The 15,656-nt window shown below is 70.5% G+C and carries 15 protein-coding genes; 10 read left to right on the top strand and 5 right to left on the bottom strand.

Features of this window, described 5'->3' with window-relative positions:
• On the bottom strand, positions 1-775 hold a 775-nt coding region (locus QZ483_RS08180; protein ID WP_297082798.1), incomplete at its 3' end, for a hypothetical protein.
• Positions 776-995: 220 nt separating this feature from the next.
• Here QZ483_RS08180 and QZ483_RS08185 point away from each other — a divergent pair.
• The 4 genes from QZ483_RS08185 to QZ483_RS08200 all read left to right on the top strand — a co-directional run bounded on the left by QZ483_RS08185 (position 996) and on the right by QZ483_RS08200 (position 5,304).
• Positions 996-2,369 (top strand): aminopeptidase P family protein, encoded by a 1,374-nt coding sequence (locus QZ483_RS08185; RefSeq protein WP_367117093.1) that lies wholly within the window; start codon positions 996-998, stop codon positions 2,367-2,369.
• 3 nt (positions 2,370-2,372) lie between these two features.
• The gene (locus tag QZ483_RS08190; protein ID WP_297082800.1) at positions 2,373-2,567 is read left to right on the top strand and encodes a hypothetical protein; all 195 of its coding nucleotides are present in this window, start codon (positions 2,373-2,375) and stop codon (positions 2,565-2,567) included.
• A gap of 133 nt (positions 2,568-2,700) precedes the next feature.
• A complete protein-coding gene (locus tag QZ483_RS08195) occupies positions 2,701-4,155 on the top strand; it encodes a hypothetical protein (protein ID WP_297082804.1) in 1,455 nt (484 codons plus the stop codon).
• A 168-nt stretch (positions 4,156-4,323) separates the two neighbouring features.
• A complete protein-coding gene (locus tag QZ483_RS08200) occupies positions 4,324-5,304 on the top strand; it encodes an LLM class flavin-dependent oxidoreductase (RefSeq protein WP_297082806.1) in 981 nt (326 codons plus the stop codon).
• A 10-nt stretch (positions 5,305-5,314) separates the two neighbouring features.
• Here QZ483_RS08200 and QZ483_RS08205 read toward each other — a convergent pair whose 3' ends face one another.
• Both QZ483_RS08205 and QZ483_RS08210 read right to left on the bottom strand, forming a co-directional pair.
• A complete protein-coding gene (locus QZ483_RS08205; RefSeq protein ID WP_297082808.1) occupies positions 5,315-6,163 on the bottom strand; it encodes a DUF3800 domain-containing protein in 849 nt (282 codons plus the stop codon).
• 58 nt (positions 6,164-6,221) lie between these two features.
• On the bottom strand, positions 6,222-7,628 hold the full coding sequence (locus QZ483_RS08210) for a PLP-dependent aminotransferase family protein (protein WP_297082810.1): 1,407 nt from the start codon (positions 7,626-7,628) through the stop codon (positions 6,222-6,224).
• A 97-nt stretch (positions 7,629-7,725) separates the two neighbouring features.
• Here QZ483_RS08210 and QZ483_RS08215 point away from each other — a divergent pair, with 97 nt between their 5' ends.
• The gene (locus QZ483_RS08215; protein ID WP_297082812.1) at positions 7,726-9,135 is read left to right on the top strand and encodes a pyridoxal-dependent decarboxylase; all 1,410 of its coding nucleotides are present in this window, start codon (positions 7,726-7,728) and stop codon (positions 9,133-9,135) included.
• A gap of 12 nt (positions 9,136-9,147) precedes the next feature.
• Here the strand turns inward: QZ483_RS08215 and QZ483_RS08220 are convergent, their stop codons facing one another.
• Positions 9,148-10,539 carry a PLP-dependent aminotransferase family protein gene (locus QZ483_RS08220; RefSeq protein WP_297082815.1) on the bottom strand — a complete coding sequence of 464 codons (1,392 nt, stop codon included), beginning with the start codon at positions 10,537-10,539 and terminating at the stop codon, positions 9,148-9,150.
• A 179-nt stretch (positions 10,540-10,718) separates the two neighbouring features.
• Between QZ483_RS08220 and QZ483_RS08225 the strand changes: the two genes are divergently transcribed.
• The 4 genes from QZ483_RS08225 to QZ483_RS08240 all read left to right on the top strand — a co-directional run bounded on the left by QZ483_RS08225 (position 10,719) and on the right by QZ483_RS08240 (position 14,003).
• The gene (locus QZ483_RS08225) at positions 10,719-10,955 is read left to right on the top strand and encodes a hypothetical protein (protein WP_297082817.1); all 237 of its coding nucleotides are present in this window, start codon (positions 10,719-10,721) and stop codon (positions 10,953-10,955) included.
• 77 nt (positions 10,956-11,032) lie between these two features.
• On the top strand, positions 11,033-12,310 hold the full coding sequence (locus QZ483_RS08230) for a magnesium transporter MgtE N-terminal domain-containing protein (RefSeq protein WP_297082819.1): 1,278 nt from the start codon (positions 11,033-11,035) through the stop codon (positions 12,308-12,310).
• The gene (locus QZ483_RS08235; protein WP_297082821.1) at positions 12,307-12,825 is read left to right on the top strand and encodes a DUF1003 domain-containing protein; all 519 of its coding nucleotides are present in this window, start codon (positions 12,307-12,309) and stop codon (positions 12,823-12,825) included. Before QZ483_RS08230 ends, QZ483_RS08235 begins: the two co-directional genes overlap by 4 nt.
• A 53-nt stretch (positions 12,826-12,878) precedes the next feature.
• Positions 12,879-14,003 carry an Mrp/NBP35 family ATP-binding protein gene (locus QZ483_RS08240; protein ID WP_297082824.1) on the top strand — a complete coding sequence of 375 codons (1,125 nt, stop codon included), beginning with the start codon at positions 12,879-12,881 and terminating at the stop codon, positions 14,001-14,003.
• Positions 14,004-14,048: 45 nt separating this feature from the next.
• Here the strand turns inward: QZ483_RS08240 and QZ483_RS08245 are convergent, their stop codons facing one another.
• Positions 14,049-14,795 (bottom strand): hypothetical protein, encoded by a 747-nt coding sequence (locus QZ483_RS08245; RefSeq protein WP_297082826.1) that lies wholly within the window; start codon positions 14,793-14,795, stop codon positions 14,049-14,051.
• A gap of 102 nt (positions 14,796-14,897) precedes the next feature.
• Here QZ483_RS08245 and QZ483_RS08250 point away from each other — a divergent pair.
• Positions 14,898-15,656 (top strand): galactokinase family protein (locus QZ483_RS08250; RefSeq protein WP_297082828.1); only part of this gene is annotated, 759 nt, incomplete at its 3' end.

Here is a 15,656-nt window from a genome sequence, read left to right on the forward strand (position 1 = left end):
CCGCCGAAACCAGGCGCGCCACGAAGCCGGTCGCGCGGTCGAGCTCATCCTGGGCGCCGTTGATTGCGTCCTGGGCGTCCTGGGCCGTGACGCGGAAGGCTTCGACGTCTGCCTTCGCGGCTGCGATGCGATCGAAGAGCTGGGCGACCGTGATCGGGTCCGAGATGACATCAGTCCACCACGACTGGGCGCCGATGAGCTCGATGACGGGCGTCGCATACGCTTCCTCGGCCGCAGTCAGCGCGGACTGCGACGAGCCCACGAGCTCCTCAGCGTCAGCAATGTCCTGCTCGACTCCGGGCTCGAGACCCTCAAGACGCTCGACCTCGTCATTGGCCGCGCGCAGCGCGGTGACGGCCTTGTTGCGAGCCTTGCGAGCGGAGTCGACAACTGCCTCCTGCTCGTCCGCCGCGGACTTCGCCTTGTTGCGCGCAATCTGCTTCTCTCGGTGAAGCTCCTGGGCCTCGGTCGCGGTGACCTCAGCAGCGTCACGGGCGGTGAGCGCGGAGGCGGCGACCGCGGCGGCGGCGGCGCGGCGCGCCTCGATCTCCGCGTGGACGGCGTCGAAGGCATTCGCCTTGACCAGGACCGTCTCCCAGTCGGCGTCGATGAAGGCCGCGTCAGCCGCTTGCGCCGCGGAGGCGGCCGCCGCCTCGAGGTCCGCGAGATCGCGGGGGTCGCTCGAGATGGCCGCAGCAGGTGCCGCGCTCGCGGCGGTGATGGCTGCCACAGTGATTCCGGACAGCATGCCAGCAGGCAGGCGTAGGCGCCTCATGATTTGGTCTCCCCTCAGGAGGACACGACGTGCCCTCAAAGCGAAGGAAACTGTAGAGCTCGCGAGATTGCGGCGACAAACCGATGTGATCGGTTTCACTTTCCGTGCGGGGACATCAGCCCGCTGCGCGTCGCATCACGCCATCCGCCTCCCCCACGTGCAGTTCCCTCCGACCCGCCGGACGCACCTGGCTGCGGGTCTGTCGTGCGACCATGGTGCGGTGACAGACGAGCAGTCAGACAAGTCCAACAAGGCACGGGCGCTGCGCCCCGACAACGACGAGTTCAAAGCGTGGATCGGCTCCGAGTGGGCCGAGCCGGACGATCTCGAGACCGCACCCATGGCATCGGCCGCCTTCGCCGCCGAGCGCCGCGCGCGACTGTCCGAGCGCTTCCCCGGCAGGCGCATCGTCGCCCCTGCCGGGGACCTCAAGGTGCGGTCGAACGACACCGACTACCGCTTCTCCCCCGACCGCGACTTCGCGTACCTCACGGGTCTAGGCACGGACCGCGAGCCGGGTGCCGTCCTGGTGATGGAGCCCGTCGCCGGCGGCCACGACGCGACGCTGTACCTGGTGCCCCCCGCGGGCAAGGACGAGGATGGCTTCTACACGGATCCGCGTTCGGGCGAGTTCTGGATTGGACGTCGCCCCGGGCTCGAGGAGTTCGCGGCCATGACGGGAATCGCGACGGCCCCGTTGAGCGAGCTGTCCAGCGACATCCGCCTCGCCGCGCACCCGCACAAGCCCGTGCGCCGCGCGCTGTCGGAGATGCGCCTGGTCAAGGACGAGTGGGAGGTCCAGCAACTGCGCGACGCGGTGGACGCAACCATCGCCGGCTTCGAGCGGGTCGTGGGCGAGCTGCCGCGCGCGATCGCGCACAAGCGCGGCGAGCGCGTGATCGAGGCGACCTTCGACGGCCACGCTCGTGAAGAGGGCAACGCGGTGGGCTACGAGACCATCGCGGCCTCCGGCGACCACGCCACCACGCTGCACTGGATCACGAATCACGGCCAGGTCCACGACGGCGACCTGCTTCTCCTCGACGCGGGCGTCGAGGTCGAGAGTCTCTACACCGCGGACATCACGCGCACCATGCCGGTCAACGGCGAGTTCTCGCCGGTGCAGCGGCGTGTCTACGACGTGGTGCTCGAGGCCGCTGACGCCGCGTTCGCCGTGGCCCGCCCCGGTGTCTCCTTCCGCGACGTGCACGAGGCCGCGATGGACGTCATCGAGACGCGGCTGCGCGAATGGGGCATTGTGCCCGAGTCCGAGCACGAGGAGTCCAAGCTGTTCCGTCGGTGGATGGTGCACTCGACGTCGCACCACCTGGGGCTGGACGTGCACGACTGCGCCCAGGCCAAGCGCGAGCTGTACATGGACGGCCCGCTCGAGCCGGGCATGGTCTTCACCATCGAGCCCGGCCTGTACTTCAAGGCCGGGGACCTGGCGGTGCCCGAGGAGCTGCGCGGCATCGGCATCCGCATCGAGGATGACGTCCTCGTGACCGAGGACGGCGTCGACAACCTGTCTGCTGCCCTTCCCCGGGAGGCCGATGCGGTCGAGGCCTGGATGCGACGCCACCGCAAGGCGTAGCGCGTGGCCACGCGCGAGTGGAGCGAGCGGCGTCGTGCCGTGTGGCGTTGGGGCTGGATCGCGTTCGCGGCCGGCGTGCTGCTGTGCCCCATCGGCTCGGTGACGCGTTGCGCGGAGGCTGACGGCGGCGGCGCGTGCGAGACCGAGTACCTCTCCGTAGCGGGCTTTGCGCTGGGGGTGGGCTACCCGGCGCCCTGACACGCCCTGCGGGCTCTGGCCGCCGCGGTCCCCGGCTGCGGCGTGCTCTCCGCGACGGGACCTAGGGCCCCTCTGGGCGCCGACTCGCGCGCCTACCCTGGCCGCAACCGGCCACGTGAGCCCCAGGAGAGACATGCACACCCCGCTGACGCGCGTGCAGCGCGCGCTCGCCATCGCGTGCGGAGCGCTGCTGGCGCTCGCGGGCCTCGCCCTCGCCGGCGGCAACGCGAACGCCGCCGCCGCAGCGCCGGCGGGCACGATCCAGTCCGGCGCCGAGCCGGCGCCGGTCGCCGCGCCCGAGTCCGCAGGCACGGTCGATGCGGACGCGGACCTGGTCCTCTTCTGGGGCGACGGCTGCCCCAACTGCGCCGCCCAGAAGGAGTGGCTCGCAACCGCCCAGGCCCAGTACCCCGATCTCGACATCGTGCAGTACGAGGTGTGGAACGACGCCGCGAACCAAGAGCTCTTCGCCGCCGAGGGCGAGCGGCTGGGCTTCGCCGCCGGCTCGGTTCCCACCACGATCATGGGCGAACGCGTGTGGATCGGCTGGACGGATCAGATCGAGCAGGACATGGCCGGGGCGATCGCCACGGTCGAGGCAGGCGGCGAGCTCCGCGCCGGGGTGTTCGGCACGGAGGGCGCCGGGACCTGCTCCGAGGACGGCACGGTCTGCTCCGCGGAGGCCCCCGAAACCACCCTTTCGGTGCCGATCGTGGGAGACGTGACGGTCTCCGCCGACTCGCTGCTGCTGTCGACGGTGGTGATCGGCTTCGTCGACGGCATCAACCCGTGCTCGCTGTGGGTGCTGTCGATCCTGCTCACCATCGTGCTGCGCACGAACTCGCGCAGGCGGGTGATCGCGATCGGCACGACCTTCCTCGTGGTCACGGCCGTGATGTACGGGCTGTACATGGCGGCCTTCTACTCGGCGCTCGCCGTCGTGGGCTTCATGGGCTGGATCCAGATCGCCGTCGCAGTCGTGGCGGGGATCTTCGGCATCGTGTCCGTCAAGGACTACTTCGCGTTCGGCAAGGGCGTGTCCTTCACCATCCGCAAGGAGGACAAGCCCGGCATCTACAAACGCATGCGCGAGGCGGCGGGCAAGGAGGCGTTGATTCCCGCGATCGGCGCGACGCTGGTCCTCGCCGTGGGGGTCTCGCTGCTCGAAGCGCCGTGCACGGCAGGCTTCCCGGTGCTGTGGACGGGCATGCTGCACGCCAACGATGTGGGGCCGGCCGAGACCGCCGGGCTGTTCGCGGCCTACATGATCCCGTACCTGCTCGACGAGCTGATCCTCTTCGGCATCGCGGTCGTGACCCTGCGCGCGACCAAGCTGCAGGACAAGCATGGCGAGATGCTCAAGCTCTTCGCCGGTGTCACCATGCTGGTGCTCGCCGCCGTGATGGCGATCGACCCGACGCTGATGGAGGACCCGCTCGCGGCGCTGGCACTGTTCGCGGGCGCGTTCGTGCTCGCGTTGACGATCCACCTCGTCACCGTGCGCGTGCGCCGCTCGCGTGAGGTCGACGGGCCTTCAGGCGACGGTGGGTCCGATGCGTTGGCTGCATCGGGCGCCGACCGCGAGTAGCCGCGGCGCGGCTGTGCACCCTGGCAGTCGCTGAGTGCCGTGATCAGCGACAATCCAGGCACTCAGCGACTGCCAGCGCGCACCAGACCCGGATCGCGGAGCGACCGGGCGGGCATAGCCTGGCGGGCGTGAGTGTTGCGCTGACGCCACCCCCACTGCAGGAGACCCATGAGCCCCACGCTGTCCGTCCTCGACCTCGCGCCCGTGGCACCCGGTGAGACGCCCGCCGACTCATTCCGCTACTCCGTCGCGCTGGCGCGAGCCGCTGAGTCCGCTGACTATGAACGGGTCTGGTACGCCGAGCATCACAACATGGAGCGCATCGCCTCAGCGGCGACGAGCGTACTCATCGCGCACGTCGCGGCGCACACGGAGCAGATCCGACTGGGCGCGGGCGGCGTCATGCTCCCCAACCACTCTCCCCTGGCGATCGCCGAGCAGTACGGCACGCTCGCCGAGCTCCACCCGGGCCGCATCGACCTGGGCCTGGGTCGCGCGCCCGGTGGCGACCGCGCGGTATTCGCAGCCCTGCGCCGCACGCCCGAAGCCTCCGACCGGTTCCCGCAGGACGTGCTCGAGCTCCAGGGTTATCTGGGCGACGAGTCACGCGTCCACGGCGTGACGGCGACGCCGGGGAGCGGCACCCACGTCCCCCTCTACATCCTCGGCAGCTCGCTGTTCGGCGCGCAGCTCGCCGCCCAGCTGGGACTGCCGTACGCGTTCGCGTCGCATTTCGCGCCCGATGCGTTGCACCCGGCCGTCGCGGCGTACCGCGAGGGCTTCCAGCCCAGCGAGCAGCTGTCGGAACCGTACGTCATCGTGGGAGCGAACGTGTTCGCCGCGGCGGGCGCCGACGACGCCGCCGACCAGTTCGCCCGGAGCCGCCGCGTGCGCGTCCGCTCGATGCTCAAGCGCGGCGCGGCCACCCCGGACTACTCCGACGCGGAGATCGACGCCTTCCTCGCATCCCCCCAAGGCGAGAAGGTCGCCGACATGATGCGCTGCACGGCCGTGGGCACTGGCGCAGACGCGCGCGCATGGGTCGACGAGTTCGCAGCCTCGGTAGGCGCAGACGAGGTCATCACGGCGCACGGCGCCCTTGAGGCCGATGCGCGAGTCGAGTCCGCGCGTCTGCTCGCCTCTGCGTAGTGCGAACCGCCTAGAGTTCCGGAAACGCGGAACCGATCTCTGGCAGGACGGTAAGACCGGCCCCTCGTGGAGACGTCCCCTTGCGCCAGTCGGCCGCGAGGCACGGCCTCATCGCTTCCCACAAGAAGTGCCTCGCATCTGGTGCTGCTGCGTCCGCGAACCACGCTCGCGTGGTGAAGGCCGCGAGGTCAGCAAGCTGGATAATCTCGCGATCCCATGTTGAGAGCGCAGAGTCGATCCAGATGGGCTTGTCGAGGATGTAATGGAAGGTGGGACGGTACTTTCCACGTGATGCACGCTGGGACATGACGGCCCTCATCGCACCGGTCTCGAAGAAGCGCTCGTGCTCCGTCTGCTGGTCTGCGACGAACGCCGCGGTCGCGCCGCCATAGACGTGCTCCATGGTGAGGGCGACACTTTGATAGAGAGATGCATAGGCGACTCCGAGAGGACTCGCCGACGGGTCTGACTCGTGCAAGGCCCGCTTGTCGACGACCACTGCGAACACGACGGGGCGGAACTTGGCCAGCAACCGTTCCAGCGCGTGCAAGAGCAAGTTGAACTCGTACTTGGAGTCGATCGCGGCATACGCCGATGGGAGATCACCCGGAGGTCCGCCTTCAAGACGCCGGTGGACCTGCCAGAGGTAGCGCCCCTTGATCTCGGTCCCGCTCCACGGAGCAGCAACCTGCGGCTCTCCAAAGAACCGCTTCTTGATCGCGACGAACTCCGCCGCGACGGAGCTCCGCGACTCGTCGGGAATCGCCGCAGCCGCGAGGGTGAACGAAGTCGCGAGCCTCGAGGTGGCGTGCCCATTGAAGCCCGTCACTCCACTCTCGTCCACGTAGAAAAGCAGCACTCCAGCCCCCTCAGGTCGTGACGTCACACTAGCGTCACCGCCTGGCCAAGAGACCAACTCAGGCGGCGCGCTCCGCGAGCACCTTGACGCCCAGCCGCATGTCCTCTGGCGGCAGGTAGAACGGCAGACGGAAATGCTGCGCACCCGCTCCCGGGATCACCTCAAAGGCCGTGCCCGGCGCGACCGGGACACCAGCATCCGAGGCACGCGCGGCGAAGCGCTCGGCGTTCGACCCGGGTACCCGCACCCAGAGGCTCGGCCCGCCGTCCGGGTTGCGGAACTCCCAGTCCAGGCCGTGCTCGACGATCGCGTCCACCGTGGCCGCGAGCGACTCGCGCATCGACTCCAGACGCCAGGCGAGCGTCTCCTCGTAGTGCTCCGTCAGGAATCGCGTGGCGAGTTGCTGCATGAAAGCTGGGCTGCCCAGGTCCATCGCCGCCTTGCGATTGCGCAGCTGGGCGGCGAGCGTCGCGTTCGAGTGCAGCCAGCCGATGCGCATGCCACCCCAGAACACCTTCGACAGGCCGCCGATGGTCACCACGGACGCGCCTCGCGCCCCGGGGAGCGCGGCGAGAGGCGGGCGCGGCACGCCGTCGAGGGCAAGGTCCGCGGTGATCCGGTCGTCGATCACCGTCGTGCCTGCGGCATGCGCGGCCGCCAGCAGCCGCTCGGCGGCCTCGGGCTCGACGACGGTGCCGGTCGGGTTCTGAAAGGTGGTGAGGTACGCGACGTCGGGCCGCGCCGCACGGATCAGCTTGACCGACGCCGCGACGTCCAGCCCGTCAGACCCCATCGGCAGCGCGAGCGGACGTGAACCCGCTGAGCCGATGGCGTCGAAGACTCCCGGATACGCGACCGCCTCCATCGCCACCGGGCACGACGGACCCGCGAGCGCCGTGACCGCCAGCCACAGGGCCTGCTGACCGCCGGACGTCACCACGATCTCGTCCGGGCGCGCTGCGATACCGCGTGACCGGAGATGCTCCACGATGGCCCGCACCAGGTCGGGGTCGCCGAGAGCCGCATAGCCGGTGCCTGACGCGACCGCGCCGTCGATCATCAGCGCCGGATCCGAGAACGCCTGCGACACCACGGGGGCCGGCGGCGGGCAGGCGGACGACAGCCCGACGAGCGGCGCGCGCGACCCGGGCAGAATCTTCGCGAAGCGGTCCTGGTACGACATGCCGTCGAGCCCGCGCGCCCGCGCGCCCAGCGTGGGTGCCGCACCGGGCCGCACCTCGAGCCACTCGTCGTCGCGCAGCCGCTGATACGCGGCCGTGACGGTGTTGCGCGACAGGTGCAGGGCCTCCGCGAGCGCCCGCTCGGAGGGGAGTCGCGTGCCGTGGTCGAGCGAGCCTGCCTCAGCCAGCGACACGATGGCGTCGGCGAGCTGCGAGTAGAGCGGCCCGGTGCCCGACTGCCAGTGGTCGAGGACGTCGCGGAGCTGGTCTGCTGTGGTGCGCATGGAGCCATCCCACCTCCAACTGGCACCCGCGCACAAGTGCCAGTCGATCATCGGCTGGCACTTTTCCTGAGGTGCCAGTCGCGCGCATGCTCGTGGCATGACCACCACGCAGCTGACCCAGGCCCACACCCACCCGGCCTCGCTGGCTCGTGCTCGCGAGCGCATCGGCCTCATCACGGAGGCCGCTCGCAGGGCGGGCTCGTACGTCGCGAGCGCCGCGCATCGGCCCGTGGCGCCGTCCGCAGAGGCGGTCGCCGCGCTCGACGCCTTCCGCACCTCGCTACCCACGACCGGCCGCGAGCCGCGCGAGGTGCTCGCGGAGCTCGATGCCTTCGGCTCGCCGGCCACCACGGTGGTCAACGGCGGTCGATACTTCGGCTTCGTCACGGGCGGGACCGACCCCACGGCCGGCGCCGCGAGCATCCTTGCCGGAGCGTGGGACCAGAACGTCGGCGGTGGCTCCCCCACCGGCCAGGCCATCGACGCCGTCGCGTGCGCCTGGGTGATCGAGGCGCTCGGTCTGCCCTCCACGGCCGTCGCCGCGTTCAACGGGGGCGCCACCGTCGCGAACCTCACCGGCATCATCGCCGGCCGGGATGCGCTGCTCGCGCGGCGCGGCTGGTCGGTCGCAGAGCAGGGGCTTCAAGGCGCGCCCCGCCTGCGCGTGGTGGTGGGCGAGGAGGTGCACGCCTCCGCGCTCAAGGCGCTCCGCCTTGCGGGGTTCGGCGAGGAGCAGATCGAGCGCGTGCCCACCGATGGCACGGGCGCAGTAAGGGCCGATGCGTTCCCCACCGACACGGACGATCTCACCGTGGTCCTGCTGCAGGCGGGCAACGTCAACACCGGCGCCTCCGATCCCTTTGGCGCGGTCATTCCCGGCGTGCGGGAGCGCGGCGGGTGGGTGCACGTCGACGGCGCGTTCGGACTGTGGGCCGCGGCGTCGGCCACCCACCGGCACCGCGTGGCGGGCGTCGACCTCGCGGACTCCTGGGCGACCGATGCGCACAAGTGGCTGTCGGTGCCCTACGACTCCGGAATCGTCGTTGTGCGCGACGGCGAGGACCTCCACCGCGCGATGGCGGGCGACGCTGCGTATCTGCGTTTTGCGGCCGACGCCCCCATGAACCGCGGCATCCAGATCTCCCAGCGGGCCCGTGCGATCGAGACCTGGGCGATGCTCGCCACCCACGGCCGCGACGGCCTCGCGGCGCTCATCGACCGCCACTGCGAGCAGGCTCGCCGGTTCTCGAGCGCGCTCGCGGCGGGAGGTGCGGAGATCCTCGCTCCGGTCGAGCTCAACCAGGTGCTGGTCGCGTTCGGCGACGAGCGTGAGACCGACGCGACCATCGCCGCGATCCAGGCCGAGGGCACCACCTGGGCGGGGGCGACGGCGTGGAAGGGCCGCCGAGCCATGCGCATCTCCGTGTCCGACTCCGCGACCACGGACGACGATGTGGATGCCAGCGCGGAAGCGATGCTGCGGTGCTGGCGCGCGGTGCGCGGGTGAGGGGCTCTGCTCCTAGAAGGCCAGCGCGAGGCGGTCGATGCCGGCCCGCACCTCCGCGGGCTGTCCGACGCAGGACACGCGGATCGCCTGGGAGTCGGCACCCGGTCGCGTGGCGTACAGCGGGCCCGGAGTGACCATCACGCCCTCGCGACGCGCACGTTTCATGAGAGCCACAGGATCGTAGCCCGGCGTGCGCAGCCACAGCCACGCTCCACCGGGCGGCATGTTGATCTCGACCGGCAGTCCGCTCGCATTGATCTGGTCGATGCCCGCCTGCATCGACGCGTTGATCTGGTCCCGGCGCCACTGAGCCGTGCTCTCCCAGTGGTCGCGCATGAGTATGCCGGCGAGATGCTGCATCACGGGCGGGGCCCCGCAGTCATAGAAGTCGCGCATCCGCTGCAGGTGCTTGGCCAACGTGGGGTTCGCGTGGATCCAGCCAATCTTCAGTCCATGCCAGAACACCTTCGACATCGAGCCGAGCGTGATGACGGACGCTCCCGAGTCATACGCGGCGAGCGGGCGAGGCATGTCCGACGCCATCGCGAGCTCTGCGGCGCATCGGTTGTCGACCACGATGGCACCCACGTCGGCAGCCGCCCGCAGGATCGCGATCGCCGTGTCCTCGGGGATGGTGACACCGGTGGGGTTGTGGAAGTTCGTGGTGAGGATGAGCTCGGGCCGCGCCGCGTGGATGATCTGGACAGCGAGGTCCGCGACGATGCCGTGCTCGTCCATCGGCATGGAGGCGACCCGGGCACGGCTGCGGTTGACCGTGTCGGGCACGTCTCCCCACACGATGTCCTCGAGCACGATGGTCGCCGGAGGTCGCACGAGAGCATCCAGCAGCAGCGACAGCGAGTGAAGCCCTCCATTGGTGATCGCGAACTCGTCGGGAGACGCGGCAACACCCATGTCCCGAAACATCTGCGCCAACGCTTCGGGCAGGATCTCACCGTTGGTCTCCGGCAGTCCCACGCCAGCTGCGGTGAGGCCCGGATCGATCTCGAGGGGCGTCGTGAGCATCGTGGTGACGATGGGCGCGATCGACGGCCCGCCCCATGCGAGATTCACGAGATCGCTCCCGTCCGGCAGGACGGCATCGTGCATCATCGCCGTCATCATGACCTCGCCTTTGGAGGCGGACTTGAGGACGGGCGCATGCCCCTGACGGGTTTCGAGCCATTGCTCGTCGCGCAGGACCTGGTAGGCGGCCTTCACGGTGTTGCGCGACAGGTGCAGAGCTCCCGCGAGTTCGCGTTCCGACGGCATGGTCGAGCCATACTCGAGCGCGCCCGTCTCCGCGAGCGACATGATGGACGTGGACAGCTGCTTGTACAGCGGGCCGTCGCTCGCGCCCCACTGCGCCATCGCCCCTGCTAGCCGTTCGGCAACATCGCTCATGACTCCACCGTGCCGGGCGGTGGACCCCTCCCGCAAGACCCACCGCGCATTCCGGTGGACCCATCGAGGTGGACCCAGTGGGCCCACGGCTGGTCCTTTCACGGCCGAGACCGTCGAAGCGACCATGGAGTCAGCGGCACCCGGACCGCCATGAGACCCGCCCTGCGGAGGAGACCACCATGCTGATGAACGATCCCGAGAGCCTGTACCGCACCCAGCGCACGCAGCACGCGCTCGACATCGAGGATGCCGCAGCGGCCCGCGAGCGCCACCGCCGGCGGCGTGAGGCGAGGCGCGAGCAGGCGCGCGCCGCTCGCGGGGACATCGTCCGCGGCTGGGCGTCCATGCGCAGCCTGATTCGACACGTCGTTGCCTACGCCACCGCGCCGGGTCCTCAGGCGCGTCCCCACCACTGACCGGGGCTCGCCCCCTACCCCGCCCGCGCCCGCATCGGCTCCCAGGAATCGCCACCTCCCCGCACTAGGCTGACCCCATGAGCCAGCCAGCCGAGCGCGTCTACGTCGCGCGCCTCGCGGGCACCACCGTCTTCGACCCCATCGGCGACGCGGTGGGCCGCGTGCGCGACGTGGTGATCCTCATGCGTCGCGGCTCGGCTCCCGTGGCCGGCGGCCTCGTCGTGGAGGTGCCCGGGCGCCGGCGTGTGTTCCTGCCGCTCACCCGCGTCACCTCGATCGTCCCGGGCCAGGTGATCTGCACCGGCCTGCTCAACCTGCGTCGGTTCAAGGCGCGCGCCTCGGAGACACTGGCGATCGCGGAGCTGCTCGAGCGCTCGGTCACCATCAAGGCCGGGCGTGAGAAGGCCTTCATCGAGGACATCGCAATCGAGCCGATGCGCGGAGGGACCTGGTCGGTCTCGAAGCTCTACGTGCGCAAGGCTGAGCGGCGCAAGGGCGTGCTGGGCTTCTCGCGCCGCGGCGAGGCCGTGGTAGTCGACCTCGACCAGATCACCGGCCTCATGCGTCGCGACGAAGTCCAAGGCGCACAGCTGGTGATCCAGAGCTTCGCGGACCACAAGCCGGCGGACCTTGCCGCGGCGCTCATGGAGATGTCCCCGGAGCGGTCGGCCGAGATCGCTGCCGCGTTGGATGACGAGCGGCTCGCCGACGTTCTCGAGGAGCTGCCAGAAGAGGACCAGATCACTCTCCTGGGCACCCTGCAGACGGATCGCGCGGCGGACGTGCTCGAGGCCATGGATCCGGACGATGCGGCGGACCTGCTGGGCGACCTGCCCGAGGCCAGGGCCGCACAGCTGCTCGAGCTGATGGAGCCCGAGGACGCCGACCAGGTGCGGCAGCTCCTGCGCTACGAGGACGACACCGCGGGCGGCCTCATGACCACCGAGCCCGTCATGGTGGGGCCCGAGTACTCCGTCGCGCAGTGCCTCGCCATGGTTCGCAAGCAGGAGCTCCCGCCGGCGCTCGCGTCGATGGTGTTCGTGGTCCGGCCGCCGCACGAGACCCCCACGGGCAAGTACCTGGGCCTGGTGCACATCCAGCGTCTGCTGCGCGAGCCGCCACACGACGCGATCGGCAACTACACGGACCCGGCGATCGAGCCCCTGGATCCGGGCGACTCGCTGGCCGAGGTGTCGCGCCGGATGGCGGCCTACGACATCCTCGCACTGCCCGTCACCGACGAGGACAGCCGACTGCTGGGCGCCATCTCGATCGACGACGTGCTCGACCACTTGCTCCCGAGCGACTGGCGCGAGCACATGGACGATGACGAGGAGACGGGGGTGGCGTCGTGAGCGACCGCCTGGACCGTCCCAAGGCGGAGAACCGCGGCTTCGGCTTCCGCCGCCGTCGCAGGGGCTCCGACCGGTTCGGCGCCGTCTCCGAGGGCATCGCCCGCTTCCTGGGCACGCCTCGGTTCCTGGTGTACCTCACCGTGTTCTGCATCGTGTGGCTGATCTGGAACACCTGGGCACCCGAGGACCTGCGGTTCGACTCGGCCTCGAACGGCTACACCGCGCTGACGCTCATGCTGTCGCTCCAGGCGTCCTACGCCGCACCGCTGATCCTGCTCGCGCAGAACCGCCAGGACGACCGCGACCGCGTGTCCGCCGAGCAGGACCGTCAGCGCGCCGAGCGTTCGCTCGCCGACACCGAGTACCTGGCCCGTGAGGTGGCCTCGCTGCGCCAGGCGGTCAATGAGACCGCGACGCGCGACTTCGTGCGCTCCGAGCTGCGGGCGCTGCTCGAGGAGCTCCAGCGCGACGATGATCGCGACAAGGAGCCCGCGAGCGACTCTGACCGGCGCTGACGGCGTTCGCCCACCGGATCGGCGGCTGCCCCACAGCGCCTACCATGGAGCACATGCCTACCGTCGAGCTCGTCCGCGACGCCCTCTCCCGCGTGATCGACCCCGAGATCCGCCGTCCCATCACCGAGATCGGGATGGTGCGGTCCGTCGACGTCGATGGCGCGAAGGCCACGATCGGCATCGATCTCACCACCGCGGGCTGTCCCATGAAGGAGCGGATCACCGACGATGTCAAGGGCGCGGCCTTCAAGGTCGCGGGCATCGAGGACGTCGCGATCGAGCTGGGCGTCATGAGCGAGGAGCAGCGCCTCGAGCTGCGCTCCCAGCTGCGCGGCGGCAAGCCGGAGCCCGTGATCCAGTTCACCCAGCCCGGCAACATGACGCGCATCTACGCCGTCGCGTCCGGCAAGGGCGGAGTCGGCAAGTCCACCGTGACGGCGAACCTCGCGGCCGCGATGGCGGCCGATGGCCTCAAGGTGGGCGTCCTGGACGCGGACATCTTCGGCTTCTCGATCCCCGGGATGCTGGGCGTGAAGGGCCAGCCCACCCGCCTCGACGACATGCTGCTGCCGCCCATCGCGCACGAGGTCAAGGCCGTGTCGATCGGCATGTTCGTGCCCGAGGGTCAGCCCGTCGTGTGGCGTGGACCCATGCTGCACCGCGCGATCGAGCAGTTCCTCGCGGACGTCTACTGGGGCGACCTCGACGTGCTGCTGCTGGACCTGCCGCCGGGCACGGGCGACATCGCGATCTCCGTCGCGCAGCTGCTCCCCCACGCCGAGCTGCTGGTGGTGACCACGCCGCAGTCCGCCGCGGCAGGCGTCGCCGAGCGCGCGGGTTCCATCGCGACCCAGACCTCGCAGTCGGTCGTGGGCGTGATCGAGAACATGGCGTGGCTCGAGCAGTCCGACGGGTCGCGGCTGCACGTGTTCGGCGAGGGCGGCGGCCAGGTAGTGGCCGACCGCCTGTCGAAGACGCTCGGCACCGCGGTCCCTCTGCTCGGCCAGGTGCCGCTCGACATCGCCGCTCGCGAGGCCGGCGACGCGGGCACACCCGTGGTCATCAGCGACCCGGAATCGACCGCGGCCACGGCGCTGCGGGAGGTCGCTCGCTCGCTGGGTGCGCGCAAGCGCGGCCTGGCAGGGCGCTCGCTGGGCGTCACGCCCGTCGCGCGCTGAACCCTCTCGCGGTCTGTCAGCGGCAAGCCTTCTGCCGCTCGAGGGTCAGTCGCGACGCCCGTGGAAGTTCCCGGGCTTGGGCTCGCCCCAGCCCGCGATGATCGCGGCGACCAGACCTGACAGGAAGGCTCCCGTGGACAGCGCGGGCGTCGCAAGCGCGGCCAGCAACGCGTCATCGAACGGAATCCCCGCGTCGATGAAGTCGCCCACCACGGGGATCTCGCCGCCAACCGTGCCCGTCACCGACATCACGTGGACGCCGATCACGGTGGCGATCAGCGCGATCACCTGCTGACGCAGTCCCCGGCAATGTGCCAGGTAGCGCACGGTGAACCCGACCGCGGCCGCGAGCGCTGCGGACAGAATCACCATCGCCAGCAGGCCGGGCTCGTTGGGCACCAGGACCGACAGCAGCAGTGCCGTCACGAGCGCCACCGCGAGGGCCGCGGTGAGCGGGCCCATGCGATTGGCGCGCACCTTGTCAAGGAAGGATCCCGAACCGGCGGATGGCGCTGTGGACGCCGATGCGGTGGCCACGGGCGCAGGCGTCGCCAACTGTTCGGCGGGCTCGGCGGGCGCGGCCGGCTCGGTGGGCGCGGCGGCCGATGCGTCGGTCTCGCTGGCACTGCTGGAGGCGCTCGCTGCGGCAGGCTTCTTCGTGACAGCCCTCTTCGCCGCTGGCTTGCGTGCCGTGGTCTTGCGCGCCGGAGTCTTGCGCGCGCTCGCCTTGCCAGCGGCGCCTGTGCTTCCCTGGGCGGCGTCATCCGCGGGCTCGGGCGTCACGTCTGCCATGGGGGCCTCCTCCATCGTCGAGTGAGGCCATCGTACGACCATCGCCGCCGCCCCTGAGCATCGCCCCTGCATCAGGCACAATGGCAGGAGGGAGGAGGGGCGATGGGGGACGTCGCATGGATCGACCCCTGGACTCGAGGACAGGGGGAGTCTCGGTCCCGCGCGCTTCTCTCCCAGACCTGGGGCGGCGAGGCCGAGGGCGTGTGGTCCGCCCCCGGCCGCGTGACGATCATCGGCGAGCACACCGACTACAGCAGCGGGATGTCGCTTCCGACGGTGACGTCGCACCGCACGTACGTCGCCGCCCGCCTGCGCGACGACCACGTACTCCGCGTCGCTTCGGAAGGCGCCGAGGCCTTCGACGGCCCCGGCGTGTCGTGGGAGGGCTCGATCGAGGACATCGAGCCCGGCTCCGTCGAAGGGTGGCCGGCGTACGTCGCGAGCGTGATCTGGGCGCTGCGTGAACGCGGGTACGACGGCGCGGGCATGGACCTCGCCATCACCTCGTGTGTCCCGCCGGGCGCCGGTCTCGCGTCGTCGGGCGCGCTCGAGTGCGCCACGGCGCTCGCCGTGAACGCGCTGTGGCGGCTCGCGCTCGACTCGGACGAGGCGCACGCGGAGCTGGCCGAGGCGTGCATCCACGGCGAGGAGGCGATCGCCGGCGCTCCGAGCGGCGGGCTCGACCAGCACACGCAGCTGCGGTGCCGGGAGGGCGAGGCGCTGGAACTCGACTTCTCGGAGCGCCCGCCCACCGCGCGCCACTGTCCCCTCTACTTCCCCGATTACGGGCTCGGACTGCTCGTGATCGACGTGCGCACGCGCGCGAGGCGCCGCACCGAGGGCTACGTCGCTCGCCACGCC

Origin of the sequence: uncultured Demequina sp., assembly GCF_913055775.1 — a bacterium.
Lineage (GTDB): Bacteria > Actinomycetota > Actinomycetes > Actinomycetales > Demequinaceae > Demequina.